Below are 25358 nucleotides of genomic sequence, written 5' to 3'. Positions count from 1 at the left end.
GCGCGGTGGCGGCCCCGAAGAGCGGCCCTCGCGCGTTCGACTGGGTCTGTATACCGTCCGGTAGGTCTCCCCGACCAGAAGCGGGAGGCAACGAGTTGGGCGTCCCACGGGTTCCCGGCGGGAGCCACGGCCGCGCGCTGCATGGCCGAGCCCAACTCCCCGGAGGCGGGCGGCCGTTGGAGACTGCCGTCGGCTGGGGCACGCGGCGACCTGCGGGAACCGTGTGCCAAGCTGGTGCGGGTCAGCTTACGTACGACGTCCAGGAGCTCTGCCGGTATGGCCATCATCCACCGCACCACGCTCAAGCCCACGAAGCTGGAGCTGCTCACCGACTGGCTGCCCTCGCGCCCCTGGTACCGCGGCGGCCCGGACACCCCGGTGCTGACGAAGTCCGGCGGCTTCCGGCTGGAGGACCCCGAGGGCGAGGTCGGCATCGAGTTCATGGTGACCACCGACACCTCCACCCCCGAACCCACCGCCTACCTGGTCCCGTTGACCTACCGCGCCGCGCCGCTGGCCGGAGCCGAGCACGCCCTCGTCGGCACGACGGAGCACGGCGTGCTGGGCAGCCGCTGGGTCTACGACGGCTGCCACGACCCGGTGCTGCTCGCCGAGCTGCTCGCGCTGATCGAGGGCAGGGTCCCGGCGCACGCCCAGAGCATCGACGGCGCCCTCGACCCCGAGGTGGTCCGCTCCTACACCGGCGCCCCCCTGACCCCGGACGTCCTCACCCCCGAGCCGGCCGACGACCGCGAGAGCACCCGCATCCCCGCCCCGCACGGCACGGTCCTCCGCATCCACCGGGTTCTGAGCCCCGTCCCCGAGAACCCGCCGCTGCGTCCTGAGGGAGCGATCGGTCATGTGGCGCGTGGCTGGCAGGACCCGCAGGGCGCCCCGCTGACGGCGGTCTTCGTGACGCTGCGCCCCGCCTGACCGGCAGGCCTCCCTGCCGCCACGCGCACCAGCGTCGCGTCCTTCCGGATCCGGCACCGGCCGGCCGTGGGACGCGCCCCTTTCCGGCTCCTCCCACGGCCGGCCCGGACGCCACCCGGGGCCACCCATACGGCCCAAGCGCGGCCCGCGATGGCTTCGTTGGGCGGCTCCCGGAGTGCGGCACGGCCCGAGACCAGGTCAGATGGGTTTCGTGCGAAGCTCCATATGCCTCAAGCGCGGCCGCTCACGCCTGGCCCTCATGGGCGCCCTGACCGGCCTTCTCCTGACCCTGTCCAGCCCCGCGGCCCGATCGGACTGGGCTCCGGACATACCCCCGCGCGGCAGCGCCTACATGGGCATCGGCGTCCTCGCCCACGACGGACGCGCCGCCGACGCCCTGCCCTCCGCCAGCCGGGCGAGCCAGCCGGAGGGCGTCGACGTCTCCAGCCACCAGGGCGACGTCGCCTGGCCCACCCTGTGGGCCGGCGGCACCAAGTGGGCGTACACGAAGGCCACCGAGGGGACCTCCTACACCAATCCCTACTTCACCCAGCAGTACAGCGGCTCGTACACCACGGGCATGATCCGCGGGGCGTACCACTTCGCCACCCCGGACTCGACCGGCGGCGCCGCGCAGGCCGACTACTTCGTGGCGCACGGCGGCGGCTGGAGCCGTGACGGCAAGACCCTGCCCGGGGTGCTCGACATCGAGTGGAACCCGTACGGCGACGCCTGTTACGGCAAGTCCGCGAGCGCCATGGTCGACTGGATCCGCGACTTCCTGAACCGCTACAAGTCCCGCACCGGACGGGACGCCGTCATCTACACGGCGACCAACTGGTGGAAGCAGTGCACCGGCAACTACTCCGGCTTCGGCGGCAACCCGCTGTGGATCGCCCGGTACGCCTCGACCGCCGGGACACTGCCGTCGGGCTGGTCGATCTACACGATGTGGCAGTACACCTCGTCCGGCAAGACCGTGGGCGACCACGACCGCTTCAACGGCTCTTTGGACCGGCTGAAGGTGTTCGCGAACGGCTGACCCGTCCGCCGGGCGCCGCCGCACCGGCGGTCAGGGCCCACCCGTTCGACGCCGCACGCTCCGGCACCGGCGGTAAGCGCCCACCCCCCTTCGACGCGGCTCGCTGCGGCACCGCGGATCGACGCCGAACTCCCGGTCTCCCGCGTGCGGTTGACGCCGCTAGGAACCGGGCGCGGCGAACATGCGCAGGGCGAGTACGGCCATCACCGCGCTGGAGAGCACGGCCGTGACCAGCCGGCCGCGACTGCCCGTCAGGAGCCGGCCGAGCAGCGCCCCGCCGCCGGCCAGGAGCAGCTGCCAACTGGCGGACGCCGCGAAGGCGGCCAGCACGAACACGGTCCGGTCGAGGCGGTCCGCTGTCGTCGAGGCCTGGCTGCCCAGCACCAGGGCGGCGAAGTAGACCACGGTGACGGGGTTCATCATCGTGACACCCCACAGCCCCAGGAAGGCCCGGGCCGGACGCGGGGGCGTCTCGTCGCTCCGCGCGGCCGTCCGCGGCCTGCGGTAGCGGGCGATCGCCGTCGCCGCGCCGCGGACCGCCAGCACCACCAGCACCGAGCCGGCGAGCAGGCGCAAGGGATTCATGAGGGGCTGGAGGGCGTGTGTCAGCGCCGAGCCCCCGATCATGGCGATCAGGGCGTAGACGCCGTCCGCGGTCGCGACCCCCAGTGCGGCGCACGCGCCCGTCTTCCACGAGGTCCGGGCGGTCAGCGCCACCAGATACGTCCCGACGGCCCCCACCGGCACGGTGATGCCGTACCCGGCGACGAGCCCCGCGACCAGCGCGGCGGTCATGCGGGGACGGGCGCCGGCCTCCGCCGTCGGCCGCGCTGCTGCTGCCCGGACACCGATCGGTCGGTGGCGGCGGGAGACAGGAAGGCGGTCAGCGAGATCATGGGGCGATCATGACGGCAGTCCGGCCGCCGCGACAACACCTTTTCCGGCACTGCCGCGCGGGCGGTGCGGCCCGTAGGCTCGGCGTGTGCCGCGTGTGGAAATCCTTCAGCTGCTGGTCTCCCCGGTGCACCGGCTCGCGGGCCGGCCGGGGGACGGGATGCCCGACGTGCCGCCCGGCGAACTGGTGACGACGGCAGAGGTGCGTGCCGGACTGGGGCTGGTCGGCGACCGGTACTTCAACCAGCCCGCGCACCGCAACGCCTCCCTCACCCTCATGGCCGTCGAACGGCTTCCGCAGGCGGGACCGGCGGACCTGCTGCGCACCCGGCGCAACGTCCTGCTGCGCGGAGTCGACATCGACGGTTACGTCGGCGCGACCGTCTTCCTCGACTGCGGCACCGGCCCCGTGGAACTGCAGGTGCGCAGCGCGGCGCGGCCCTGCGCCTGGATGGACACCACCGTCGGCCCCGGTGCGCAGCGCGCGCTGCGCGGCGGCGGGGGAGTGCGCTGCCGGCCGCTGACCGACGGCATCCTCACTGTGGGCCCGGCCCTGTTCGGTGTACGGAGCCCGGCGCCGCCCAGGCATCCGACGCACGGCGGATGAGTACGACGACTCAGGCGCCGCACACCGGCGATCCCGGAGCCTGAGGGCATGACGACGCCCTCACCCACGACGCACCCAGCCCACCCGCATCCCGCACCGCAGTCCCCGCCGCCCCGCTCACGGCGTCGTTCGGCCGTCGGCCTGGTGGCCGCGCCGATGGTCCTCGTGTGTGCCGTGGTGGCCGTCCGATCGTCGGGGGACGGGGACTCGCGCCCGCTGGAGGGCAGACCGCGGGTCACGGACACCCGGGCCGGCCTCTCCTACGCCGTACCGGAGGGCTGGACGCACGACCCCGCGAAGGACAAGGACCTGATCGACGCGTTCACCTCACGGATCGGCACGGCCGGCTCCGGCGGGCCGGGGCCCGGCGGCGGCAGCGTCGTCGCGGGCCGCGCGGGGCAGCCCGTGGCGCGGGCCGATCTGCCGCGCGCGACGGAGACGGCCGCCCGCTCCAACGCCGAGTTCTTCTTCCCCGACCGGCCCGCCTCGGTGGAGGAGTCGAGGGACACGGTCGTGGACGGGCAGCCGGCGCACACCACCGTGCTGCGCGTCGCGGGGGAGGAGGGCACCGCCCGTGTGGAGATGACGCTGATCACGGTCCACGGCGAGCGCACCTCCTTCCTTCTCGGCGTCACCACCGGCACCGAGGATCCCCAGGTCACCGCGGACATCGAAGCGGTCGTCGGCAGCACCACCGCGAGCTGAGCGGACCCGGTCAGGCGTCCGGGACGACCAGCTGCTCGGCCAGCCGGTGCGCCTGGGCGAGCAGCGCGCCGTACGTGGCGACCTCGTCGGGGTCGTCCGTCGTGGAACGGACCAGATCCCGGCGGAGCGTGTCCAGCGTCGTGCGCAACCGCGCCACCGCGGCACGCAGTTCGTCGCCGCGCTCGTCGTCGAACCGGCTGTGGCTGTAGAGCCGCAGCGCGTGGGCGGTGCGGTAGAGGAACTCGCCGTAGCGGCGCGCCAGTTCGGGGTGCGGGGGCGGTGCGGCGCGGTCCTCGGTGGCGGCCTCCAGCACCGTGCGGGTGACGCCCGCCGTGTGCACGGCCGCGTAGTCCAGCACCAGGATCGCGTCGTCGTACCCCTTGCCGGGCGGTGGCACGCGACCGGTGCGACGCCGCAGATTGGCGCGCAGGCTCTCCCGGCTCCACGCGACCGTGGAGCGGGCCTGCTCCACCAGCCCGTGCAGCCGCAGCGCCCGCTCGTGCCAGGCGGCGGCCTCCTCGGCGTCCCAGCGTCCCTCGGTCAGCCCCTCCGCGACGGCCCGCAGGATGTCGTGGGCCTCCTCGGTCGCGTCCCGCAGCACGGCCCGGCTGTCCCGGAGGTACAGCGGCGGCCGGAGCAACGCGTTGACGGCGATGCCGACCACGGCGCCGAACAGCGCCTCGGCGAGCCGGGCCGCTGAGGTGGCCACGCTGACGGCCCCGTTGGTCAGGACGAACAGGGCGCCGGTGGCCGCGTAGATACCCTGGCTGCCCAGGCGCCGCCACTGGCCGAGCAGCATCGCGAGCGGCAGTACGACGGCCATCGCGGCCATGGTTCCGGGCAGCAGCAGTGCCACGGCGGTCGCCAGGATCGTGCCGGCCGCGATCGCCGCCAGTTGCTGCAGGCCGTGCGCGATCGACCGGTACACGGTGGACTCCACCAGGACCACCGCCACCCACGGCGCGACGAACGCCACCGGGGCGTGCAGCCACCAGCCCGCCACCGCCCACGCCAGCCACGCGGCCAGCGCCGCCTTCACCGCCTGCGCCGCCAGATCCCGCTCCCGGCACGGCCCCGCCCAGGTCCGCACCACAGCGCGCGCCGCGGCGGTCAGCTCCCGCCGCAGCGCCTGCCCCATCGTCCGTATGCCCCGCACACCGTCCTGGGTGCCACCAAGAACCCGGTCCACACCGCCGACCTGCGGTGTCGGCGATCACTGCCGTCACAAGGACGGGTGTGGCGTGGCCCGATGGATGTCAGGGCAGGGCGGGTGGGGTCCAGTCGGCGTGGCGGAGGATCGTGCGCATCGCCGCTCGCGACGGGGTGATCCGCAGCGCGGTGTTGCGCAGGGCGACGGCCAGGGGATGGGACAGTTGCCGGCCCATCCGGCCGGCCTGACGTGCGGCGCGGGCGACCGCCTGGGCGCGTGGGCGGCGTTCGGCGTCGTAGCGGTCCAGTGCCGAGGCCACCGAGGTTTCCGCGGCGAGCGCGGCGGCGAGTGTGGCCGCGTCCTCCAGGGCCTGGCAGGCGCCCTGGCCGAGGTTCGGCGTCATGGCGTGCGCCGCGTCGCCGAGGAGCACCACCCGGCCCGGCACGAACGACCGCAGCGGCGTGGCCAGTTCATGGATGTCGTGGTGGAGGACGGCCTCCGGCCGGGTCGCGTCCAGCAGCGCCGGGATCGGATCGTGCCAGCCGCCGAAGCGCCGGCGCAGCATGCCGAGCGGGTCGGCGTGGCGGACGCCGGGCGGCGCGGTCAGCACCGCGTGCCACTCGGCCCGGCCGTCGGCGAAGGCGATGTGCCCGAACTCCGCGCCCTCGCCCCAGGTCAGCTCGAAGTCGGTGCGCAGATCGAGCGGCCGGTCGGTGACGGCCCGCAGCACCGTCGAGCCGCTGTACGCCGGGCCCGGATGACCGGGGAACAGCAGTCCGCGCAGCCGGCTGCCCACCCCGTCGGCCGCGACGACCAGGTCCGCCTCCAGCACCTCGTCCCCGGCCGGCACGCCCACCCGGTCCGCGGCCGAGCGGTCCACCCCGGGCACGGTGACGCCGACGCGCAGGCACTCCGGCGGCAGGGCCGCGCGCAGCAGGCGGTGCAGTTCCGCGCGCCGGATGCCGACGATCGGCGTGCCGAGGGCGCGTTCGAGGGCGGCGCCGTCCATCGCCGCGAGCCACCGGCCGGAGGGGGTGCGGGTGCCGCCGGTGTACTGCGGGCGGGCCGCCGCCCGCACGCCCGCGCCGACGCCGAGCGCGTCCAGCGCGCGCAGCCCGTTGGCGTGCAGCGAGATGCCCGCGCCCGCGTCGGCCAGGGTGCCGGCCCGCTCCAGGACCCGTACGTCCCAGCCGATCCGGCGCAGCCCGATCGCCGCCGCGAGACCGCCGACGCCACCCCCGACCACCACCGCCGTGCCACCCATGCCGGAACCCCCTTCGACGTCGCCGCAGGTCTTCTACAGGTGTAGAAAACCTGCGGCGGAGCCTACAACCGGCCCTCTACGGCTGTAGAAGCGGGAGTGTAGAAAGAGGGCGTGTCCACAGACCGACGTACTCTCCTCGCCGACGCGGCCATCGGCGTGCTCGCCGACGCCGGGATGCGGGGCCTGACGCACCGCGCGGTGGACCGGGCGGCGGCACTGCCTCCCGGTACGACCTCCGCCTACTTCCGCACCCGGCAGGCGCTGCTGACGGCACTGGTCCGGCGTCTGGTGGCCCTGGACCAGGCCGAGCTGGTGGAGATCGGGGCACGGGCGCCGTCGCCGCTGACCGCCGAGGAACTGGTCGCGGGGCTCGTGGAGTTCGTCGGCGTACGGCTCAGCGGGGAGAGCCGCAGGCGGTCGCTGGCGCGTTATGCGTGCGCGGTGGAGAGCGCGCGGCATCCGGAGCTGCGCGAGATCCTCGTGCCCCGCGACAACGTGGCGCGCCGGGCGGTGAGCGACTTCCTCGCCGCGCAGGGCGTGGCGGAACCGGAGCAGCGCACGGTCACGCTGCTGACGTGTGTGGACGGCCTGGTCTTCGACCGGCTGGTGAACGGCGGAAGCGTGTCGGAGGAGGAGATCCGCGGACTGGTGACGGCGGCTCTGCGCTGAGCGGCGAGGCCGGCGCTATCGCGAGCGGCCGGCAGGTGCCCTCTACGGCGGCACCGCGCGCAGTGCGCGGAGCACCGCCCACACCACCGACACCAGTGGTACGGCCACCACGGCGCCGATCACCCCCGCGACGATGCTGCCGGCGATCACCGACACGGCGACGACCAGCGGATGCAGCCGCACCGCCCAGCTCATCACCAGCGGATGCAGCACGTGCCCCTCCAACTGGCCGATCACCACGATCAGCGCCAGCACGGCCAGCGCCGTCAGCGGCCCCCGCCCGGCGAGCGCGACGACCGTGGCCACGCCGAGCGCCACCGGCGAGCCCACCAGCGGCACGAACGCGGCGAAGAACTCCAGCAGCGTCAGCGGCAGCGCGAGCGGCACCCGCAGCGCGAGCAGCGCCACGCCGACGAGCACGGCGTTGGTGGCGGCCACGATGATGATTCCGCGGGTGTACCCGGCGAAGGCCCGCCAGGCCGCCCACCCCGCCCTGTCCCAGGCCGGACGCGCACCGGCCGGCAGCAGCTGGTCGCGGGCCCAGTGCCACAGGCGTTCCCCGGAGTGGATGAAGAACACCGAGGCGAACAGCGCGAGCACGCCCCCGGTGGCCACCTCGATCACCCGCGTCAGCCCGCTCACGGCCCGGTTGAGCAGGCTGGACCGGTGCGCGGCGAGGTACCGCGTCACCTGGTTCTCCAGCTCGGACAGCCGGCCGGGACTCAGATGGAACGGCGGCCGCTGCAGCCACTGCTCGATACGGTGCACACCGCCCCGGAACTCGCCCGCGAGCCGCGCCGACTCGCCCGCCACGGCGTTGCCCACCAGGGCGAGCAGCGCCAGCAGCAGCAGGATGCTGCCCACCAGGGCCACGGCGACGGACAGCGGGCGCGGCAGGAACCGGTTCAGCAGATCCGCGAGCGGGTGCAGCACGGAGGTGACGACCAGCGCGAGGAACAGGGCCACGGCGATGAGCTGGAAGCTGCCGAGGACGCTGAAGACGCCGTAGACGACGATCCCGACGAGGATGAGCCGCCAGGCGTAGGCCGCGCCGACCCGCAGCCACGGCACGGTGCGCTCGGCCACCGGCGCCGGCTCGGTGCGCGGGACGGCCGGGAGCCGCACGGTGTACCCCGGCCGGCTGCCCAGCACCCGCGGCCTGCGCCGCCGGCCGTCCGGCCCGGTCGCCCGCCGACGCGCATCGCCCACCACCGCTCCGGCTCCTCTCCGTCACCACTGATGACGGTCGGTCACATGGAAAGAACGGTAAGCGCCCATGACGCGCGCGGCGCGCGGAACGCGTCCGCGCGCGGTTTCCACCGGACGGCGGAGTTTCGGTGTGTCCGTCAGCCAGTGGCCGTGCCCTCGTCGCTCTACGACGCGGCCTCTAGCCGATCGACACGCCCGCGCAAAGGATCAGCTCCGGCGGAGGCGACACCACGTCCGCGACCTCTCCTGCCGTACTGACGGAGGCCGGCCGGCGGATGTGACGAAGCGGCGTGCGGAGGGCGGCTCGCCACGGCAGCCCCGGCTGCGCGCTTGTGCCACAGAGCTGCGACGATGGCCGGCGTCGCCGGAACGCGCTCACAGGACATTCACATGCGTGGCGGGTGGCCGGGTGTGCCGGGGGCACTCGGGCGGTGTCGCCGGCAGAGAGAAGTCCGCCGTGATAACTGTCGCCGTGTTGTTGCTCCCCGTGCTCAGCATCCTGCTGTACGGCCTCGACCAGGTCGAGGACCGATGGTTCGTGCGGCCTCCCGCCGCCCGGAAGGCCAAGCCACACCGGCACCGCCGTATGAAGGTGGGCCGTCACTGAACAGCAGCGAGGCGGCCACCCCGTCTGCTGGGGAGGCCGCCTCGGCGCACCGGTCACCGGTCCGTCGTGCTGCCCTTGCCGCCCTCGGCGCACCGCCGGTAGCGCACGATCGCCCGGCCCAGCTCCGTGCGCTCCTCTTCGGGAAGCGTGCCGCCCTGCGCGTAGTCCAGGATGTGCTCGGCGACGGTCCGCAGTTTGGTGTTGGTGCGCTGGGAGACGTCCCGCAGCGCCCGCCAGGCTTCCTCCGGGGCGATCTGCCCGAGGACGACCACGGCGCCGATGGCCTGGTCGATCACCGCGTGCGAGGTCACCGCACGCTGCAACTGCTGGTTCTCGGCGACCAGCCGGTCGTACTCCGCGGCGAGGTCGGTGTTCGAGAGCAGGACCAGCGGCTCATGCCGCGACAGGGCGAAGAAGGTCATGGAGCACCTTTGCGGGTGGAGGGCGTCATACTGCCACGCCTGCCCTCGATGGGCGCTTGCACACCAGCCCCCGATGGGCGCTTGACCACCCATTGAACCAGTGGCGCGCGGCACCGTCACGCCGCACGGGCCTCCCGTACGGTGCGCACATCCGTGCGCCGGTTCCGCGCCCGCGTGCGCGCGCGCCGCGCGCCGGTGTCAGGCCTCCTGGCGAGCGCTCTCGGTGGCCCGGGCCACCGGCAGCAGCTCCCGGATGTCCCGGGGGAGGGCCTCGGCCATCCGCTCGGTCAGTTCCGGGGCGAGCGCGGCGTCGAGCACCTCCAGCACGGCGGCGGCCTCGCGCAGCGCCCTGTCCTCGTCGGTGCCCGCCCGGTCGGCGATGCGTCCGGCGAACACCGTCAGCCCGAACCGTTCGCCCGCCGCACCGGAGTCCGTCCCGGCCGAGGCGTCGGCCGCCTCCCGCATCGCCGCCGCCATGTCGGGCGGCAGCTGGGCGGCCACGTGCCGGGCCAGCCCGGACGGCAGCCGCTCCGCCAGCGTCCGCACGACCGCGTGCGCGGCCCGTTCGGCCGAACCCCGGTCCGGCAGTTGCGCCAGCGCCTGCACCTTTCCGATCATCTCGTCGTGCCGCATGAGACCGGTCCCTTCTTCACGAAGCCCTGACGGTGCGGTACGTGCCGACCGCGGTACGTCCCGACCGCGGGCAAGGCACGAAACCCCGGTTCCGCCGGAGGCGCCGCCCGAGTACCCGGTCGCCGCGGCCGGTACGCGGCTCGCCGGAGTGCCGGTCCCGTCGCGGGGTAGGTGTGGGCGGCGGATCATCGAACGACCCGGACGTCGGCGGAGCGAGAGTGAGGTGTGCATGACCGGAGCGGGTCTGGCGGCGCCGTTGTGGGACCTGCACAACGGCCAGGGACTGCGGCAGCTGGCCGAGCTGGCGCTGGCGCTGCTGCTCTCCAGCCTGATCGGCTGGGAGCGGGAGGCGCAGCAGAAGAGCGCCGGACTGCGCACGCACACGCTGGTCGGCATCGCGAGCGCGCTGATGATGGAGGTGTCCCAGCACGGGTTCACCGCGGTGCTCGGCCTGCAGAACGTCTCCTTCGACCCCTCCCGGGTCGCGGCCCAGATCGTCTCCGGCATCGGCTTCATCGGCGGCGGCCTGATCTTCGTACGACGGGACGCCGTACGCGGCCTGACGACGGCCGCCACCATCTGGCTGACCTGCGCGGTCGGCATGGCCTGCGGCGGCGGGCTGCCGGTCCTCGCGGTGGCGGTGACGGCGCTGCACTTCCTCGTGGTGCGGGGCTACGCGCGGTTCACGTCCCGGCTGGTCCCGGGCACGGCCGCCGGCGTCTTCGAGGCTCGGCTGACCTACCGCACCGGCACGGCGCTGCTGCCGCGTCTGATGCAGACCTGCACCGGACGCGGCTTCAGGATCAGGCAGGTCAAGGTCGAACGGCTGCCCGGCCGCACCGACGACGCGGCCCGCGTGCTGCTGGAACTGGAGGGCGCCGGCGACCCGACCGGGCTGGCGTCGGAGCTGTTCCAGGACGAGGGCGTCATCGACGTCGAGGTGAGCGCAGCGGCGGACGACGCCTAGCGTGCAGGGCCGACCAGCGGATACGGCAGGGCAGGCAACGGCAGAGCAGGCAGCCCTCGCGCCATCGACTCAGCTCTCCGCCGTCTGCTGGGTCCACGTCCAGGCGTACTGCAGCCAGTCCGCGACCGTCAGCGCGCCGAGACCGCCGCAGACCAGGCGGGTGAGCCGGGGCGCCGCCGTGTAGGAGCACACCAGGGTGCCCGCGACCCAGGCGGAGGTGCAGAACGGGCAGCACAGCAGGGCGCCCACGGCGCGTCGCAGCCCGTCGCCCCGCGGTTCGTCGATGACCTCGTTCGCCTCGCCCTCGTCCGCGCGGCGGGTGAACGGCGCCCGCAGAAAGCTCGTGACCTTGTCCCGGGTCAGCAGCCTGGACGCCTTGTACGTCGCCGTCCCCAGCAGGACGACGTCCCACGGCGGCACCGTCTCCGGCAGCCGCACACCCCGGCGCCGGGCCACCAGCGCGAAGGCCCCGGCGCCGGACGCGAAGACGGAGGCGAGCGTGGCGTACCCGCTGAGAGGGACGTCGCTCTGGTCCTCGTACTGCCCGGCGTCCGTCGTCATGCCCCTGACCTCCGGTGAGTGTGCTGGCGTAGCCCGCGACGAGTTCCCCGGGCCGCGAAGGCGACACGTGACCGGCTCGGAGCCGGCAGCGGATCGCAGACGGTGCCGGGAGGGGAGGGGTGGCGCAGCCGCCCGCCGGCGTGGGCGATGCCACATATGACCTGCTTCGCACTCCCTCCCGGCGACGCCCCGTGCCGGGCTACCGTTGCGTGGAGCTTCTGTTCCCCATCGCCTCTCGGACGGCCCGGCTGTGCTCACAGATCTGTCCCCCCTCATCGCCGCGACGGCGCGCTGGCTGACGGGCGCCTATCCGCCCAGCGGCGGCGCGCTGGCCGCCGCGCTGTGCGACGTGCAGGCCCGGCAGGCCGTGACCGTCGCCGCATGGCTGCGCTACCCGACCGACATGGACGCGGCCCTCGTCACGATGGCCGGCCCCGGCGGCGCCGCCCGGCTGGACTGGATCACCGGCGCCGAGCGGACCGGCGAGCACGGCGCGGACGAGGACTGGGCCTGGCGGACCTGGGTCGACGAGGTCGTGGCCAGCTGGGCGGCCGGCCTGCTGACCGACCCCGAGCTGGCCCGGCTGGCCGTCGCCGCGCTCGCCGAGGGGGAGCACGCCGCGGGCACGACGGCCGAGTTCCGCCGCCTGCTCGCCCCCGACGACGGCGACCGGCGCGCTGCCGCCCTGCTGCGTCACCCCGACCTCCTCGCCCCCGTGGCCGAGCTGCACCTCGATGCGCTCCTGGACCGCCTGGGCCCCGGCCGCACCCTCGCCGCCTGAGCGCCCGGCCGAGCCGGTCGGTACCTCGCTGCCTGAGCATCCGGCCCGTCGGCCGGACCGTCGCTGCCTGAGTATCCGGTCCGCCGGCCGGACCGTCGCCGCCTGAGTATTCGGCGGGTTCCGCCGTCTGTTCGCCCTCGACGACGGCGACCGGCGGGCTGCCGCGCTGTTGCGTCACCCCGACCTCCTCGCCCCCGTGGCCGAGCTGCACCTCGATGCGCTCCTGGACCGCCTGGGCCCCGGCCGGACCTTCGCCGCCTGAGCGCCCGGCCGAGCCGGTCGGCCCCTCGCCGCCTCAGCATCCGGCCTGCCGGCCGGACCGTCGCTGCCTGAGTATCCGGCGGGTTCCGCCGTCTGTTCGCCCTCGACGACGGCGACCGGCGGGCTGCCGCGCTGGTGCGCCACCCCGACCGCCTCGCCCCCGTGGCCGAGCTGCACCTCGACGCGTTCCTGGACCGCCTGGGCCCCGGCCGCACCCTCGCTGCCTGAGCATCCGGCTCGCCGACCGGACCTTCGCCGCCTGAGCGCCCGGCCGAGCCGGTCGGCCCCTCGCCGCCTGAGCATCCGGCCCGCCGGCCGGACCCCCGCTGCCTGAGCATCCGGCCCGCCGGCCTGGCCCTCGCCGCCTGAGCGCCCGGCCCGGCGCCGGACGGCCCCCGGTGCCGTACGCGCCCGTCGGGCCGCCTGCCGTGTCGTACGCCCTCCCCGGGGGTACTGCGGAGCTGGTCCGGATCCGTGCGCCGTGAGGTGAGGCCCGGCCATGACCTTCAAGAACCCCGTGCACCGTGGCGGGCCGCGCCGCGGCCCGTTCGAGCAGTTCGCCGAGTACGCCTCCAACTTCACCAGCTCGCCGGTGTTCTTCCTCCTGTGCCTGGCCCTCGTCGGCTTCTTCGTCGCCGCGCACGTCGCGCATCTGCGCCTCGAACTGCTGCTGCTGGCGGGCGAGTCCATGACCGCGGTCACCCTGCTGCTCCTCGCCCTGCTGAAGAACGCCGAGATGCGGGCCGAGCACGCCATCCAGCGCAAGCTCGACGCGATCGCCCGGGCCCTGCTGGAAGCCCACGCCGACGACCGGAGCCGGGCCTATGAGGACCTGCGGAACGCGATCCGCATGGAGGAAGAGACCTGAGCGAGGGGGACGAAACGGCGCGGCGGTGCTTCACGCCGCCCCGGACAGGGACGACGATGCCGTGTCATGGACATTTTGCTCGTCGCCAGCGCGTTCAACAGCCTCACCCAGCGGGTGTTCGCCGAACTGACGGACCACGGGCACCGCGTGGACGTCGTCCTCGCCTCGCACGGCCCCGACCCCGTCCGGGCCGCCGTGCGCGAACTGCGGCCGGACCTCGTCGTCGCGCCGATGCTCAGGACCGCGCTGCCCGAGGACCTGTGGCGCGACCACACCTGTTTGATCGTGCACCCGGGGCCGCCCGGCGACCGCGGCCCGTCCTCGCTGGACTGGGCCGTCGCCGAAGGAGCGGAGGAGTGGGGTGTGACCGTCCTGCAGGCCGAGGCGGCGATGGACGCGGGCCCGATCTGGGCGGCGGAGCCGTTCCCCGTACCGCCCGTCGGCAAGAGCGACCTGTACCGCAACGAGGCCTCCGACGCCGCCGTCACCGCCGTCCTCACCGCCGTGCGGCGCTACGCCGAGGGCTCCTACAAGCCCCGGCCGCAGACGGACGACTCGGTCGGCGTGGTCTGGCGCGAGGTCTTCCGGCAGGAGCGGCGGCGGATCGACTGGGAGCGCGACGACACCGCGACCGTCCTGCGCAAACTCCGCGGCGCCGACTCCCAGCCGGGCGTCCTGGACGACCTCCTCGGCCGGGAGGTGTTCCTGCACGGCGGGCACCCCGAGGACCGGCTGCGCGGCCGTCCCGGCGACCTCCTCGCCCAGCGGACCGGCGCCGTGTGCCGGGCCACCCGCGACGGCGCGGTGTGGATCCCGGAACTCCGCCCCCGCAAGAGCTCCGGCGACCCGGCGCCCTTCCGCCGCCCGGCCGCCTCCGTGCTCGCCGCCTGGGAACCCTCCCTCCGGCTCCCGGAGGACCCCGCCCCCCTGGAGCTGCCGGACGAGCGGCGGACCTGGACCGACATCCGCTACCGGGAGCACGGCGAGGTCGGCCTCCTCGGCTTCTCCTTCCCCGGCGGTGCGATGAGCACCGACCAGTGCCGCAGGCTGCTCGCCGCCTACCGGCACGCGCTGTCCCGGCCCACCCGCGTCCTCGTGCTCGGCGGGGCCCGTGACTTCTTCTCCAACGGCATCCACCTCAACGTCATCGAGGCGGCCCCCGACCCCGCCCAGGAGTCGTGGGTCAACCTCAACGCCATCGACGACCTGGTCGAGGCGGTGCTGCGCACCACCGACCGGCTGGTCGTGGCGGCGCTCGCCGGCAACGCGGCGGCCGGCGGCGTCATGCTCGCCCTCGCCGCCGACGAGGTGTGGTGCCGCACCGGCGTCGTCCTCAACCCGCACTACCGGCGCATGGGCCTGTACGGCTCGGAGTTCTGGACGTACAGCCTGCCGCGCCGCGTCGGACCGGAAGCCGCCCGCCGGCTGACCACCGAGGCCCTGCCCGTGAGCGCGGCGTCCGCCGAGCGGCTGGGGCTCGTGGACCGCCTCGTACCGGCCGCGCCCGGCGCCTTCCCGGCCGAGGTGCGGCGGCTGGCGGCCGAACTCGCCGCCTCGCCCTTCCTGGACGCGCGGATCGCCGCGAAGGCCGCCCGCGCCGACGAGGAGCGCGAACCTCCGCTCGCCGCCTACCGCGAGGCCGAACTGGCCCGGATGCACACCATCTTCCACGACCCCCAGGCCCCCTATCACGCCCTGCGCTCGGCTTTCGTCCGCAAGACCCCGTCCGGCTCGCCCCGGCCCCTGACCCCGCCCGCCGGAGCCCTCCGGTGACGGCGCGGCTGCTGGTGGCCGGCGTCGGCAACATCTTCCTCGCCGACGACGCCTTCGGCCCCGAGGTGATCCGCGCCCTCGCCCGGCGCCCGCTGCCGCCCGAAGTACGGGTGCGCGACTACGGCATCCGCGGCATGGACCTCGCCTACGACCTGCTCGACGGGTACGACACCGCCGTCCTGGTCGACACCGCGCGCCACGGCCACCCCCCGGGCACCCTCGTTCTGATCGAGGCCGAACCGCCCGGCGGCGACGTCGTACCCGAGGCCCACGGCATGGACCCGGCGAAGGTGCTCGCCCTGGCCGCCCACCTCGGCGAGGAGCCCCTGCCCCGGGTCCTGGTGCTGGCCTGCGAGCCCGAGGTGCTGCCCGACGGCGACGAGGACATCCTGCCCGGACTCAGCGCACCGGTCGAACAAGCCGTCCCCCGGACCGTGGACGCCCTGCACACCCTGGTCCCGGCTCTGCTCGCCGACCCCCGCGCGCCCGCGCCCCCGTTGGGCTGCCCGGTGGAATCCGGGCCCCCGCACCCGGCTGCGCTGCCCGGTACGGCGGCCGGCTGAGCGGAAGATCGGTGGAACCCGCGCCGCAGCACGCGGCCGGGCTCCACCACCGCATCCGAGGAGCAGCGCCCATGTGCGGGTCCGACGTCAAGCAGGCCGTCCTCGCGAAGAACGACGATCTGGCCGCCGAGCTGCGCGCCGATCTCGCCCGGCAGGGCGTGACCGTCGTGAACCTGCTGTCCAGCCCCGGCAGCGGCAAGACCGAACTCCTCGGCCGGGTCCTGGCCCGCGCGGTGCAGCGCGAGGTGCCGGTGGCCGCGCTCACCGCGGACCTGGCCACCGAGAACGACGCCGTCCGGCTGGCCCGCTCCGGCGCCCCCGTCCAGCAGCTGCTGACCGACGGCCTGTGCCACCTGGAGGCCCGGCAGCTGCGGGACCGGCTGGCGGGCTGGCTGCCCGAGGACACCAGGGTTCTCTTCGTGGAGAACGTCGGCAACCTCGTCTGCCCGGCCGCCTACGACCTCGGCGAGACGCTGCGGGTCGTGCTGATGGCGGTCACCGAGGGCGAGGACAAGCCGCTGAAGTACCCCACCGCGTTCGGCTCCGCGCATCTCGTCGTCGTCACCAAGACCGACCTCGCCGAGCCGGCCGGCTTCGACGAGGCCGCCTTCCGGGCGAACGTGCACCGCGTCAACCCGGGCGTGGAGATCGTACGGTCCTGCGCCCGCACCGGCGCCGGCGCCGGCCCCCTCCTCGACCGCGCCCTCGCCGCCCGGGACGGCACGCTCCACCGCCCGCCCCTCGCGCCCCGTCCGCACGGCCACCAGCACACCGCGCCCGCCTCCGCCGTATGACGGCCCCCGCCACCGGCCTGGTGCGCCGCCGGCTCACCGTGCGCGGCACCGTGCAGGGCGTCGGCTTCCGGCCCCATGTGCACCGGCTCGCCGCGGGCCTGGGCCTGGCCGGATTCGTCGGCAACACCGGAGACGGAGTGATCGTCGAGGTGGAGGGCCCGGCGCAGGAGGTCGAGCGGTTCTGCGCCGCGCTGGCGGAACAGCCGCCGCCCCTGGCCACCGTCACCGGCATCGCCGGTGAGGACCTGCCCGCGACCGGCGAGGCGGGCCTCTTCACCATCCGCTCCACCGAGCGGGCCGGCGGCCGCACCGAGCTGCCGCCCGACACCGCGACCTGCGCCGACTGCCTGCGCGAACTGGCCGATCCGGCCGACCGCCGGCACCGGCACCCGTTCGTCACCTGCACCCACTGCGGCCCGCGCTTCACCATCGCCACCGGCATGCCGTACGACCGCGTGGCCACGACGATGTCCGGCTTCCCGATGTGCCCCTCGTGCGCCCACGAGTACGGCGACCCCGCCGACCGGCGCTTCCACGCCCAGCCCGTCGCCTGCCCCGGCTGCGGGCCGCGGCTCACCCTCGTCCCCGGCCTCGGCGGCCTGCGCCCGGCCCGGGACGCGCACGCCCTCGCCACGGCGCGGGCGTTGCTGGCCGCCGGCCGGATCGTCGCCGTCAAGGGCGTCGGCGGCTACCACCTCGCCTGCGACGCCACCGACGACCGGGCCGTCGCGACCCTGCGCGCCCGCAAGGAACGCGGCGGCAAGGCGTTCGCGGTGATGTGCGCCGACCTCGCCACCGCCGAGCGGATCGCGGCCGTCTCCACCGCCGAACGGCGCGCGCTGACCAGCCCCCGGCGCCCCGTCGTCCTGCTCCGCCGGCGCACTCCGGCCGACGGCCTGCGCCTCGCGGACCAGGTCTGCCCGGGCAGCCCGCACGTGGGCGTGATGCTGCCCTACACCCCCGTCCACACCCTGCTCCTGGGCCTGCCCGGTGATCCGCCCGGCCCCCGGGTGCTGGTGATGACCAGCGGCAACCGCTCGGGCGAACCCATCGTCACCGACGACGCCGAGGCCCTGGACCGGCTCGCCTCACTGGCCGACGCCTGGCTCACCCACGACCGGCCCATCGCCTCGCCGTGCGACGACTCGCTGCTGCGGGTCCGCCCGGACGGCACCGAACAGGTCCTCAGACGCTCCCGCGGCTACGTCCCCCGCTCCCTGCGGCTGCCGGTGCCCGTCCCGCCCGTGCTCGCGGTCGGCGGCGACCTGAAGAACGCGCTGTGCCTGGCCGAGGGCGAGCACGCCTGGTTCGGGCCGCACATCGGTGACATGGGCGAGCTGGCCACCCTTGAGGCCGCCGAGCGCGCCGAACGGCACCTGACCCGGCTGACCGGAGTCACGCCGGCGCTGGTCGCCGCCGACCGGCACCCCCGATACCACTCCACCCGGCGGGCCCGCGACCGTGCCGCCCGGCTGCCCGACGGCGCCCTGCGGCTGGTCCAGCACCACCACGCCCACATCGCCTCCGCGATGGCCGAAGGCGGCCTGGACGGCACCACACCGGTGATCGGCGTCGCCTTCGACGGCACCGGATACGGCGACGACGGCACCATGTGGGGCGGCGAGATCCTGCTCGCCGACTACACCGGCTACCGGCGCTTCGCCCATCTGACCCCCGCCCCGCTGCCCGGCGGAGACGCCGGTGTGGCCAACCCCTGCCGGCTGGCGCTGGCCCGGCTGTGGGCGGCCGGCCTGCCGTGGGAGCCGGACCTGCCCAGCGTGCGGGCCTGCACCGGGACCGAACGCACCGTTCTGCACCGGCAGTTGGAGCGGGGGCTGGCCTGCGTGCCGACGTCCGGCATGGGCCGCCTGTTCGACGCCGTGTCGTCGCTTGTGGGCGTGTGCCACCGGGCGGAGTACGAGGCGCAGGCCGCGATGGAGCTGGAGGCGGTCGCGCTCGAGGCCGTGGACGCGGACCGCGGGGCCTACCCCTTCGGACTCTCCCGGCCGGGACACATCGACCCGGCGCCCATGCTCCGCGCCCTCCTGGACGACCGGCGGCGCGGCACCCCCGCACCGCTCCTCGCGGCCCGCTTCCACCGGGGCGCCGCACGGGCCGTCGCCGGCATCTGCCGGCGCGCCCGCGCGGAGACCGGCCTGACCACGGTCGCCCTGACCGGAGGCGTCTTCGCCAACGGCCTGCTGGAGGAGGAGTGCACCGCGCTGCTGGCCGGGGACGGCTTCACGGTCCTGCGGCACGGCGAAGTCCCCCCGAACGACGGCGGGTTGGCGCTCGGTCAGCTCATGGTCGCGGGAACAGCAACCCACCACGAGACGGAGTGACCCCATGTGTCTGGCAGTGCCCGGCAAGGTCGTGTCCATCGACCATCGCGCCGACCCCCTCACCGGGCTGATCGACTTCGGCGGAGTGCGCAAACAGGCGTGCCTGGAGTACCTGCCCGATGTGCGGGTGGGGGAGTACGTCATCGTCCACGTCGGCTTCGCGCTGCAGCGCCTGGACGAGGAGTCGGCACGCGCCTCCCTGGAGCTGTTCGAGCAACTGGGGCTGCTGGAGGAGGAGTTCGGGGACGCCTGGGAGCAGGCGGCCCGGCAGGAGAGCGGGAGTGAGGCGCGGTGAAGTACATCGACGAGTTCAACGACCCCGAGCTGGCGCGCCGGCTGCTGGACGAGATCGGCGCCACGGTCACCCGGCCCTGGGCGCTGATGGAGGTCTGCGGCGGCCAGACCCACTCCATCATCCGCCACGGCATCGACCAACTCCTCCCGGAACAGGTCGAGTTGATCCACGGCCCCGGCTGCCCGGTGTGCGTCACGCCGCTCGAGGTCATCGACAAGGCCCTGGACATCGCCGCCCGGCCCGAGGTGATCTTCTGCTCCTTCGGGGACATGCTGCGCGTGCCCGGCACCGACCGGGACCTGTTCCGGGTCAAGGGCGAGGGAGGCGACGTACGCGTCGTCTACTCACCGCTGGACGCCCTCGGCCTCGCCCGGAAGAACCCCGACCGGCAGGTGGTGTTCTTCGCCATCGGCTTCGAGACCACCGCCCCGGCCAACGCCATGGCCGTCCACCAGGCGCGCCGCCTGGGTCTGGACAACTTCAGCCTGCTCGTCTCCCACGTCCGGGTCCCGCCCGCGATCGAGGCCATCATGACGGCGCCTCAGTGCCGGGTGCAGGGCTTCCTCGCCGCCGGGCACGTGTGCAGCGTCATGGGCACGGCCGAGTACCCCGGGCTGGCCGACAAGCACCGGGTTCCGATCGTCGTGACCGGCTTCGAGCCGCTGGACATCCTCGAGGGCATCCGCCGCGCCGTGCACCAGCTGGAGCGCGGCGAGCACCGGGTGGAGAACGCCTACCAGCGCGCCGTGCGCGAGGAGGGCAACCCGGCGGCCCTGCGCATGCTGGAGGACGTGTTCGAGGTCGCCGACCGCAACTGGCGCGGCATCGGCCGCATCCCCGCCAGCGGCTGGCGGCTGTCCGACGCCTACCGCGCCTACGACGCCGAGCACCGCTTCGACGTCACCGGCATCCGCACCGAGGAGCCCGCCGTGTGCCGCGCCGGCGAGGTGCTGCAAGGACTGATCAAGCCCACCGAGTGCGAGGCGTTCGGGAAGGCCTGCACCCCGCGCACCCCGCTGGGCGCCACCATGGTCTCCAGCGAGGGCGCCTGCGCCGCCTACTACCTGTACCGCCGGATGAACACCCCGGCGTCACAGGAACCGCAGGTCCGGCAGGTATCTGAGATTCCGCAGGTCTCGCACGAGGAGATGAACCCCGTTGGCTGACATCGCCACGCCCGGGACGGAGGTCGTCGACCCCGCGAACTGGAGCTGCCCGGCACCCCTGCGCGACCAGCCGGTCGTCGTCATGGGGCACGGCGGAGGCGGCGCCCTGTCCGCCGAGCTGATCGAGCACGTCTTCGCCCCCGCCTACGGCAACCCCGTCCTCGCCGCCCTCACCGACTCGGCCGTCCTCGAACTCGGCGGCGCCCGGCTCGCCTTCTCCACCGACTCCTACGTCGTACGGCCGCTGTTCTTCCCCGGCGGCAGCCTCGGCGACCTCGCCGTCAACGGCACGGTGAACGACCTCGCGATGAGCGGCGCCCGGCCCGCCTACCTGTCGACGGCGTTCGTCCTGGAGGAGGGCGTGGAACTGGAGGTCGTCGGCCGGGTGGCGCGGGCCGTCGGGGCGGCGGCGAAGGCCGCGGGCGTCACCGTCGCCACCGGCGACACCAAGGTCGTGGAGTCCGGACACGGCGACGGCGTCTACGTCACCACCGCAGGCGTGGGACTCGTACCCGACGGGGTCGACATCCGCCCGCAACGCGCCCGGCCCGGCGACGCCGTGATCGTCAGCGGGCCCATCGGCCTGCACGGCGTGGCGGTCATGAGCGTGCGGGAGGGCCTGGAGTTCGGCGTCGAGATCGCCTCGGACACCGCGCCCCTCGCGGACCTCGTGGCGGCGATGCTGGCGGTCACGAAGGACATCCACGTGCTGCGCGACCCGACCCGGGGCGGCCTCGGCGCCTCCCTGAACGAGATCGCCCACGCCTCCGGCACCGGCGTCCGCCTGCGCGAGCGGGCCGTCCCGGTCCCGGAGGAGGTGCAGAACGCCTGCGGCTTCCTCGGCCTGGACCCGCTGTACGTCGCCAACGAGGGCCGGCTGGTCGCCTTCGTGCCCCCGGAGCACGCCGAGGCGGTGCTGGCGGCGATGCGGGCACACCCGCAGGGCGCCGGCGCCGCCCTCATCGGCGAGTGCGTGGCGGACCACCCGGGCATGGTCGTCGTCGCCACCGGTCTCGGCGGCACCCGGGTGGTGGACCTGCCGCTGGGCGAGCAACTGCCCCGCATCTGCTGAGCCGCGCCCCGGGCCCGTCCTCAGCGCGGGGCCGGGTCCGGTTCGGCCGGCCGGACCTCCGTGATCTCCAACTCCCGTCCGCTGCGCAGCTCCTGGGAGGGCCGGTCGCAGCGCGGGCACCAGAAGAACGGCGGCATGCCCACCGCGAACTCCTCGGCGCACGGCGCGCACCAGGCGCGCGCCGTGACCTGCTCGACAACCAGTTCGGCCGCGGCGAGTGCCGTGTCCTGCCGGGCCACCTCGAAGGCGAAGTGCAGTGCGTCGGGCACCACACCGGCCAGCTCGCCCACGCGGACGGTCACCGCCGAGACGGTGTCCGTCCCGTCCGCGCGGGCGAGTTCGCCGGCCTGCTCCACGATCGCGGTCGCGATCGACAGCTCGTGCACGGCCGGCTCAGCGCGGGCGCTTGGCGCCGGAGCGCAGATTGCTCATGCGCCAGATGCGCACCTCGCGCACGATGCCCGGCATTTCCCGGACGAGCAGCGCGAGCGTGACAGCGCCGACCAGCACACCCTGGGCGATCAGCACCCGTTGTGCCGTCGTCCCCGTGCGCGCCGCGCCGCAACTCCTTGCCGCTGGTCGCTTTCCCATCCCGATGCCCTTCCGCTTGCGCATCCCGCCGGTCATCCCGGCGAGATGTTCGGCATGATCTTCATGATGGCGTTGTGCCGCTTCCAGTGGATCCCGGTGGAGCGGCGCGCGTCGGAGGTGCCGTCCCTGTGGTGTCCGGTCTGGTGCTGGTACGGGCCCTTGTTGCCCTGGTGCAGCCCGGGCACGTGTGTCGGTGTGTCGGGCTTCGCCTGGGGGCGGCCCACCCGGATGGCGCTCATGACTGTTCTCCTCTCCGGTCCTCACGACCGCTCGGTCAGCTCGGTGAAGAACCGCTCGACGGCCGGCCACACCCGGCCCCCGCCGGCGAGGCCCCGCCACTCCCGGCGGACCAGCGCGACCATCCGGAAACAGTCCTCGACCGGCACGATCCAGTGGTGGTCCATGCCCCGCACGGTGTTCACCAACAGAGCCTCCACCTCCGGCGCCATGGTCGCCAGCGGTGGACAGGCCGCGCGCATCACCGCCCAGCGGCCGGCGTCGACCTCCCAGCGCATGGCGCCGGCCGGGCTCGGGCCCTGCGCGGTGACCGTGCCGTCGGCCCGCGGCACGAAGAACACCAGCCCCACCGGCACCCCGAGCGGGGCGGTGTCCACCGGCTCCAGACGCACCCGCCGGCGCGGCACCAGCAGGTACCGGCCGCCGCCCGCGCCGTCCCCGGCGAACAGCACCGCGCACGCCCCGCAGGCGCACAGCAGCTCCGCGCGCTCGGCGGCGTACAGATGGCGGTGCTCCTCCGGCACGGGCTGTGCGCACAGCTCGCACCGCTCGGGGCCGTCCCGTTCGGCGGCGGAGCGGATCACCCGGGCCAGCGCGCCGTCCACGCTCACCGCGCCTCCCGTACCAGCAGGGAGTCGAGCGGTACGAAGGCGGGGGCGGGCGGCGCCGGCAGCTGTTCGACCGCCGTCAGTTCCGGCGCGGCCGCCAGCACCGCCTCCCGGACCGCGTCCGCAACCGTGGGCCCGCCACCGCAGCCGGAACCGCAGCCGCCTCCCTCGCTGACCCGCACCCGGGCCACCTCGCCCTCGACGCCGACCAGTTCCACGTCGCCGCCACGCTCGCGCACGGCGGGCCGGAGCCGGTCGACCGCGCGTTCGGCCCGGCGGGCGGGCGGCTCCGGGTGCAGCCCGTGCAGCACCAGCAGGTGCCCCAGCAGTTCGTCCCCGGCCAGCTGCCCGGACAGCTGCTCTGCGGCGAGATCCAGCACCCGGGCCAGCGCCTCGCCGTACACCTCGGTCAGCACCCGGACCGCCTCGACGGCCGTGGTCCCGGCGGGACCCGGCGCGGACTCAAGACCGGCCAGCAGCTCGTCCAGCCGGGCCAGCCGCGCCTCCACCTCCGGATCCGCCAGACGCCCGGCGTCAGCCATGGTTCGCCCCGTACGTCGGCGAGTGCACCGTCGTCAGCGTCCTGCCCTTGCCCACGTACATGTGCACCCCGCAGGGCAGACACGGGTCGAAGCTGCGCACGGTGCGCATGATGTCGACGCCCTTGAAGTCGTCCGGACCGTTCTCCTCGAAGATCGGCTGGCCCTGCACGGCGTCCTCGTACGGGCCCGGGGTGCCGAAGCTGTCACGGGGGCTGGCGTTCCACGGGGTCGGCGGGTACGGGTGGTAGTTCGCGATCTTCTTGTCCCTGATCACCAGGTGGTGCGAGAGGACACCGCGCACCGCCTCGTGGAAACCGCAGCCGATCGCCTCGTCCGGCACCTCGAAGTCCGTGAAGATCTTCGTCTCGCCGGCCCGCAGCAGTCCCATCGCCTCCTCGAGGAACTGCAGGGCCATCGCGGCGGCGTAGGCGACGAAGTAGGGCCGGGCGCGGTCCCGTTCGATGGTGTTGCTCCACTTGGGGATGTGCCACTCCAGCGTGGTCTCCGGCAGCGACTCGCCCTTCGGCAGGGTGATCCGCACACTGCTGCCGGTTGCCTTGATGTACGGCGTGTCGACCAGGGCGCTCAGCGCGGTGGACCACAGCCGGGCCAGCGGGCCGCCGCCGGTGTCGAGGGCGAGGTGCTGACCGGTCTCCGGGTGGTACCAGCGCGGGCTCATCACCCAGCTGTACTTGTCGCCGAAGTCCCGCTTCTGCGGCACCGGCACGGTGGTCTGGTTCCACGGGTGGCGCATGTCGACGGGGTTGCCCAGCGGGTCGTGGGTGACGAACGGCTGCTCGTTGACCCAGTCCTCGTAGTAGGAGCTGCCCAGCATGATGCGCAGGCCGAGGTTGATGTCGATCAGGTTGTTGGTGACGAGCTTGCCGTCGACGATGATGCCGGGGGTGACGTACATCGCCTTGCCCCACCGGTTCATGTTCTCGTAGCGGTAGTCCACCACGTCCGGGTTCTGGAAGGCGCCCCAGCACCCCAGCATGATCCGGCGTCGGCCGACCTCTTCGTAGCCGGGCAGGGCCTCGTAGAAAAAGTCGAAGACGTCGTCGTTCATCGCCACCGCCTTCTTCACGAAGTCGATGACGCGCATCAGCCGGGCGAGGTAGTCGGTGAAGGTGTTCGGCTGCGGCATGGTGCCGACCCCGCCGGGATACATGGTGGAGGGGTGCACATGGCGGCCCTCCATCAGGCAGAACATCTCCCGGGTGACCCGGCTGACCTTCAGCGCCTCCTTGTAGACCTCGCCCTCGAAGGGGTTGAAGGCCTTCATGATGTCGGCGATGGTCCGGTAGCCGTGGATGTCCCCGCGCGGCGCGTCGGTGCGCTCGGCGCGGGAGAGCAGCCCCGGGTTGGTGGCCTTGACCATCGCCTCGCAGAAGTCCACGAACACCAGGTTGTCCTGGAAGATCGTGTGGTCGAACATGTACTCGGCGGCCTCGCCGAGGTTGGTGATGTGCTCGGCCATCCGCGGCGGTTTGACGCCGTAGGCCATCTGCTGGGCGTAGTTGGAGCACGTGGTGTGGTTGTCGCCGCAGATGCCGCAGATCCGCGAGGTGATGAACCCGGCGTCGCGCGGGTCCTTGCCCTTCATGAACACCGAGTAGCCGCGGAAGAGCGAGGAGGTGCTGTGACACTCCACGACTTCCTGGTTGGCGAAGTCGATCTTCGTGTAGATGCCGAGATTGCCGATGATCCGGGTGATCGGGTCCCAGGACATGTCCACGATCTGCGCGGGCTTGCGCGCACCGGCCCGCGTGGTGTCGGTGGTGGTCATCCTGGTTCCTGCC

At 74.1% G+C, this 25358-nt stretch carries 29 protein-coding genes; 16 read left to right on the top strand and 13 right to left on the bottom strand.

Features of this window, described 5'->3' with window-relative positions; genetic code table 11:
* Positions 1 to 276 precede the first annotated feature (276 nt).
* On the top strand, positions 277 to 933 hold the full coding sequence (locus AB0950_RS34400) for a 1,4-alpha-glucan branching protein (protein WP_366780182.1): 657 nt from the start codon (positions 277 to 279) through the stop codon (positions 931 to 933).
* A 259-nt stretch (positions 934 to 1192) separates the two neighbouring features.
* A complete protein-coding gene (locus AB0950_RS34395) occupies positions 1193 to 1975 on the top strand; it encodes a lysozyme (protein WP_360152061.1) in 783 nt (260 codons plus the stop codon).
* Positions 1976 to 2134: 159 nt separating this feature from the next.
* Here the strand turns inward: AB0950_RS34395 and AB0950_RS34390 are convergent, their stop codons facing one another.
* Complete coding sequence (locus AB0950_RS34390) at positions 2135 to 2770, bottom strand: LysE family transporter (RefSeq protein WP_366780181.1); 636 nt, start codon at positions 2768 to 2770, stop codon at positions 2135 to 2137.
* Between the two features lie 187 nt (positions 2771 to 2957).
* Between AB0950_RS34390 and AB0950_RS34385 the strand changes: the two genes are divergently transcribed.
* Both AB0950_RS34385 and AB0950_RS34380 read left to right on the top strand, forming a co-directional pair.
* On the top strand, positions 2958 to 3476 hold the full coding sequence (locus AB0950_RS34385) for a molybdenum cofactor biosysynthesis protein (RefSeq protein WP_366780180.1): 519 nt from the start codon (positions 2958 to 2960) through the stop codon (positions 3474 to 3476).
* Positions 3477 to 3524: 48 nt separating this feature from the next.
* Complete coding sequence (locus AB0950_RS34380) at positions 3525 to 4181, top strand: hypothetical protein (RefSeq protein WP_366780179.1); 657 nt, start codon at positions 3525 to 3527, stop codon at positions 4179 to 4181.
* A gap of 10 nt (positions 4182 to 4191) precedes the next feature.
* Here the strand turns inward: AB0950_RS34380 and AB0950_RS34375 are convergent, their stop codons facing one another.
* Together AB0950_RS34375 and AB0950_RS34370 are read right to left on the bottom strand one after the other, a co-directional pair.
* Positions 4192 to 5319 (bottom strand): aromatic acid exporter family protein, encoded by a 1128-nt coding sequence (locus AB0950_RS34375; RefSeq protein WP_360152064.1) that lies wholly within the window; start codon positions 5317 to 5319, stop codon positions 4192 to 4194.
* Between the two features lie 118 nt (positions 5320 to 5437).
* A complete protein-coding gene (locus AB0950_RS34370; RefSeq protein WP_366780178.1) occupies positions 5438 to 6595 on the bottom strand; it encodes an FAD-dependent monooxygenase in 1158 nt (385 codons plus the stop codon).
* Positions 6596 to 6706: 111 nt separating this feature from the next.
* Between AB0950_RS34370 and AB0950_RS34365 the strand changes: the two genes are divergently transcribed.
* A complete protein-coding gene (locus tag AB0950_RS34365) occupies positions 6707 to 7264 on the top strand; it encodes a TetR family transcriptional regulator C-terminal domain-containing protein (protein WP_360569919.1) in 558 nt (185 codons plus the stop codon).
* 42 nt (positions 7265 to 7306) lie between these two features.
* Here the strand turns inward: AB0950_RS34365 and AB0950_RS34360 are convergent, their stop codons facing one another.
* On the bottom strand, positions 7307 to 8476 hold the full coding sequence (locus AB0950_RS34360) for an AI-2E family transporter (protein ID WP_360151179.1): 1170 nt from the start codon (positions 8474 to 8476) through the stop codon (positions 7307 to 7309).
* A 454-nt stretch (positions 8477 to 8930) separates the two neighbouring features.
* Between AB0950_RS34360 and AB0950_RS34355 the strand changes: the two genes are divergently transcribed.
* Complete coding sequence (locus AB0950_RS34355) at positions 8931 to 9080, top strand: hypothetical protein (protein WP_360151182.1); 150 nt, start codon at positions 8931 to 8933, stop codon at positions 9078 to 9080.
* 53 nt (positions 9081 to 9133) lie between these two features.
* Here AB0950_RS34355 and AB0950_RS34350 read toward each other — a convergent pair whose 3' ends face one another.
* Together AB0950_RS34350 and AB0950_RS34345 are read right to left on the bottom strand one after the other, a co-directional pair.
* Positions 9134 to 9502 (bottom strand): ANTAR domain-containing protein, encoded by a 369-nt coding sequence (locus AB0950_RS34350; RefSeq protein WP_366780177.1) that lies wholly within the window; start codon positions 9500 to 9502, stop codon positions 9134 to 9136.
* 198 nt (positions 9503 to 9700) lie between these two features.
* Positions 9701 to 10135: a DUF2267 domain-containing protein gene (locus AB0950_RS34345; RefSeq protein ID WP_360151188.1), complete on the bottom strand. Its 435-nt coding sequence runs from the start codon at positions 10133 to 10135 to the stop codon at positions 9701 to 9703.
* A gap of 229 nt (positions 10136 to 10364) precedes the next feature.
* Here AB0950_RS34345 and AB0950_RS34340 point away from each other — a divergent pair, with 229 nt between their 5' ends.
* Positions 10365 to 11102, top strand: coding sequence for an MgtC/SapB family protein (locus AB0950_RS34340; protein ID WP_360569917.1), 738 nt, complete (start codon positions 10365 to 10367; stop codon positions 11100 to 11102).
* Between the two features lie 69 nt (positions 11103 to 11171).
* On the opposite strand, the gene AB0950_RS34335 is transcribed toward AB0950_RS34340, so the two are convergent.
* Positions 11172 to 11663, bottom strand: a complete 492-nt coding sequence (locus AB0950_RS34335; RefSeq protein ID WP_360151194.1) for a DUF1360 domain-containing protein — start codon at positions 11661 to 11663, stop codon at positions 11172 to 11174.
* Positions 11664 to 11913: 250 nt separating this feature from the next.
* Here AB0950_RS34335 and AB0950_RS34330 point away from each other — a divergent pair, with 250 nt between their 5' ends.
* From AB0950_RS34330 to hypE, 9 genes are all read left to right on the top strand, one after another.
* The gene (locus AB0950_RS34330; RefSeq protein WP_360151197.1) at positions 11914 to 12444 is read left to right on the top strand and encodes a hypothetical protein; all 531 of its coding nucleotides are present in this window, start codon (positions 11914 to 11916) and stop codon (positions 12442 to 12444) included.
* A gap of 760 nt (positions 12445 to 13204) precedes the next feature.
* A complete protein-coding gene (locus tag AB0950_RS34325; RefSeq protein WP_360151200.1) occupies positions 13205 to 13573 on the top strand; it encodes a low affinity iron permease family protein in 369 nt (122 codons plus the stop codon).
* Between the two features lie 66 nt (positions 13574 to 13639).
* A complete protein-coding gene (locus tag AB0950_RS34320; RefSeq protein WP_366780176.1) occupies positions 13640 to 15346 on the top strand; it encodes a hydrogenase maturation protein in 1707 nt (568 codons plus the stop codon).
* Positions 15343 to 15909, top strand: coding sequence for a hydrogenase maturation protease (locus tag AB0950_RS34315; RefSeq protein WP_360151206.1), 567 nt, complete (start codon positions 15343 to 15345; stop codon positions 15907 to 15909). The genes AB0950_RS34320 and AB0950_RS34315 overlap by 4 nt, the downstream gene beginning before the upstream one ends.
* A 71-nt stretch (positions 15910 to 15980) precedes the next feature.
* Positions 15981 to 16703: a hydrogenase nickel incorporation protein HypB gene (hypB, locus tag AB0950_RS34310; RefSeq protein WP_360151212.1), complete on the top strand. Its 723-nt coding sequence runs from the start codon at positions 15981 to 15983 to the stop codon at positions 16701 to 16703.
* Positions 16700 to 19045 carry a carbamoyltransferase HypF gene (gene hypF, locus AB0950_RS34305; protein WP_366780175.1) on the top strand — a complete coding sequence of 782 codons (2346 nt, stop codon included), beginning with the start codon at positions 16700 to 16702 and terminating at the stop codon, positions 19043 to 19045. Before hypB ends, hypF begins: the two co-directional genes overlap by 4 nt.
* 4 nt (positions 19046 to 19049) lie before the next feature.
* Positions 19050 to 19340, top strand: coding sequence for a HypC/HybG/HupF family hydrogenase formation chaperone (locus AB0950_RS34300; protein WP_076096141.1), 291 nt, complete (start codon positions 19050 to 19052; stop codon positions 19338 to 19340).
* Positions 19337 to 20506 (top strand): hydrogenase formation protein HypD, encoded by a 1170-nt coding sequence (gene hypD / locus AB0950_RS34295; RefSeq protein WP_360151218.1) that lies wholly within the window; start codon positions 19337 to 19339, stop codon positions 20504 to 20506. Before AB0950_RS34300 ends, hypD begins: the two co-directional genes overlap by 4 nt.
* The gene (gene hypE / locus AB0950_RS34290; RefSeq protein ID WP_366780174.1) at positions 20499 to 21578 is read left to right on the top strand and encodes a hydrogenase expression/formation protein HypE; all 1080 of its coding nucleotides are present in this window, start codon (positions 20499 to 20501) and stop codon (positions 21576 to 21578) included. The genes hypD and hypE overlap by 8 nt, the downstream gene beginning before the upstream one ends.
* 20 nt (positions 21579 to 21598) lie before the next feature.
* On the opposite strand, the gene hypA is transcribed toward hypE, so the two are convergent.
* The 6 genes from hypA to AB0950_RS34260 are packed head-to-tail and all read right to left on the bottom strand — an operon-like array spanning position 21599 to position 25345.
* Positions 21599 to 21964, bottom strand: a complete 366-nt coding sequence (gene hypA / locus AB0950_RS34285) for a hydrogenase maturation nickel metallochaperone HypA (protein ID WP_360151224.1) — start codon at positions 21962 to 21964, stop codon at positions 21599 to 21601.
* Positions 21965 to 21971: 7 nt separating this feature from the next.
* The gene (locus AB0950_RS34280) at positions 21972 to 22169 is read right to left on the bottom strand and encodes a hypothetical protein (protein WP_360151227.1); all 198 of its coding nucleotides are present in this window, start codon (positions 22167 to 22169) and stop codon (positions 21972 to 21974) included.
* A gap of 32 nt (positions 22170 to 22201) precedes the next feature.
* On the bottom strand, positions 22202 to 22408 hold the full coding sequence (locus AB0950_RS34275) for a hypothetical protein (protein ID WP_360151230.1): 207 nt from the start codon (positions 22406 to 22408) through the stop codon (positions 22202 to 22204).
* 21 nt (positions 22409 to 22429) lie between these two features.
* Complete coding sequence (locus tag AB0950_RS34270; RefSeq protein ID WP_360151233.1) at positions 22430 to 23017, bottom strand: DUF5947 family protein; 588 nt, start codon at positions 23015 to 23017, stop codon at positions 22430 to 22432.
* Positions 23014 to 23556 carry a NifU family protein gene (locus AB0950_RS34265; RefSeq protein WP_360151236.1) on the bottom strand — a complete coding sequence of 181 codons (543 nt, stop codon included), beginning with the start codon at positions 23554 to 23556 and terminating at the stop codon, positions 23014 to 23016. The genes AB0950_RS34270 and AB0950_RS34265 overlap by 4 nt, the downstream gene beginning before the upstream one ends.
* The gene (locus AB0950_RS34260; protein WP_360151239.1) at positions 23549 to 25345 is read right to left on the bottom strand and encodes a nickel-dependent hydrogenase large subunit; all 1797 of its coding nucleotides are present in this window, start codon (positions 25343 to 25345) and stop codon (positions 23549 to 23551) included. Before AB0950_RS34260 ends, AB0950_RS34265 begins: the two co-directional genes overlap by 8 nt.
* Positions 25346 to 25358 lie beyond the last annotated feature (13 nt).

The sequence above is a fragment of the Streptomyces sp. NPDC007189 genome (genome assembly GCF_040703635.1).
Lineage (GTDB): Bacteria > Actinomycetota > Actinomycetes > Streptomycetales > Streptomycetaceae > Streptomyces.
Note: the sequence above shows the minus strand (reverse complement) of the source record. Positions and strands in the feature narration are given on the sequence as shown.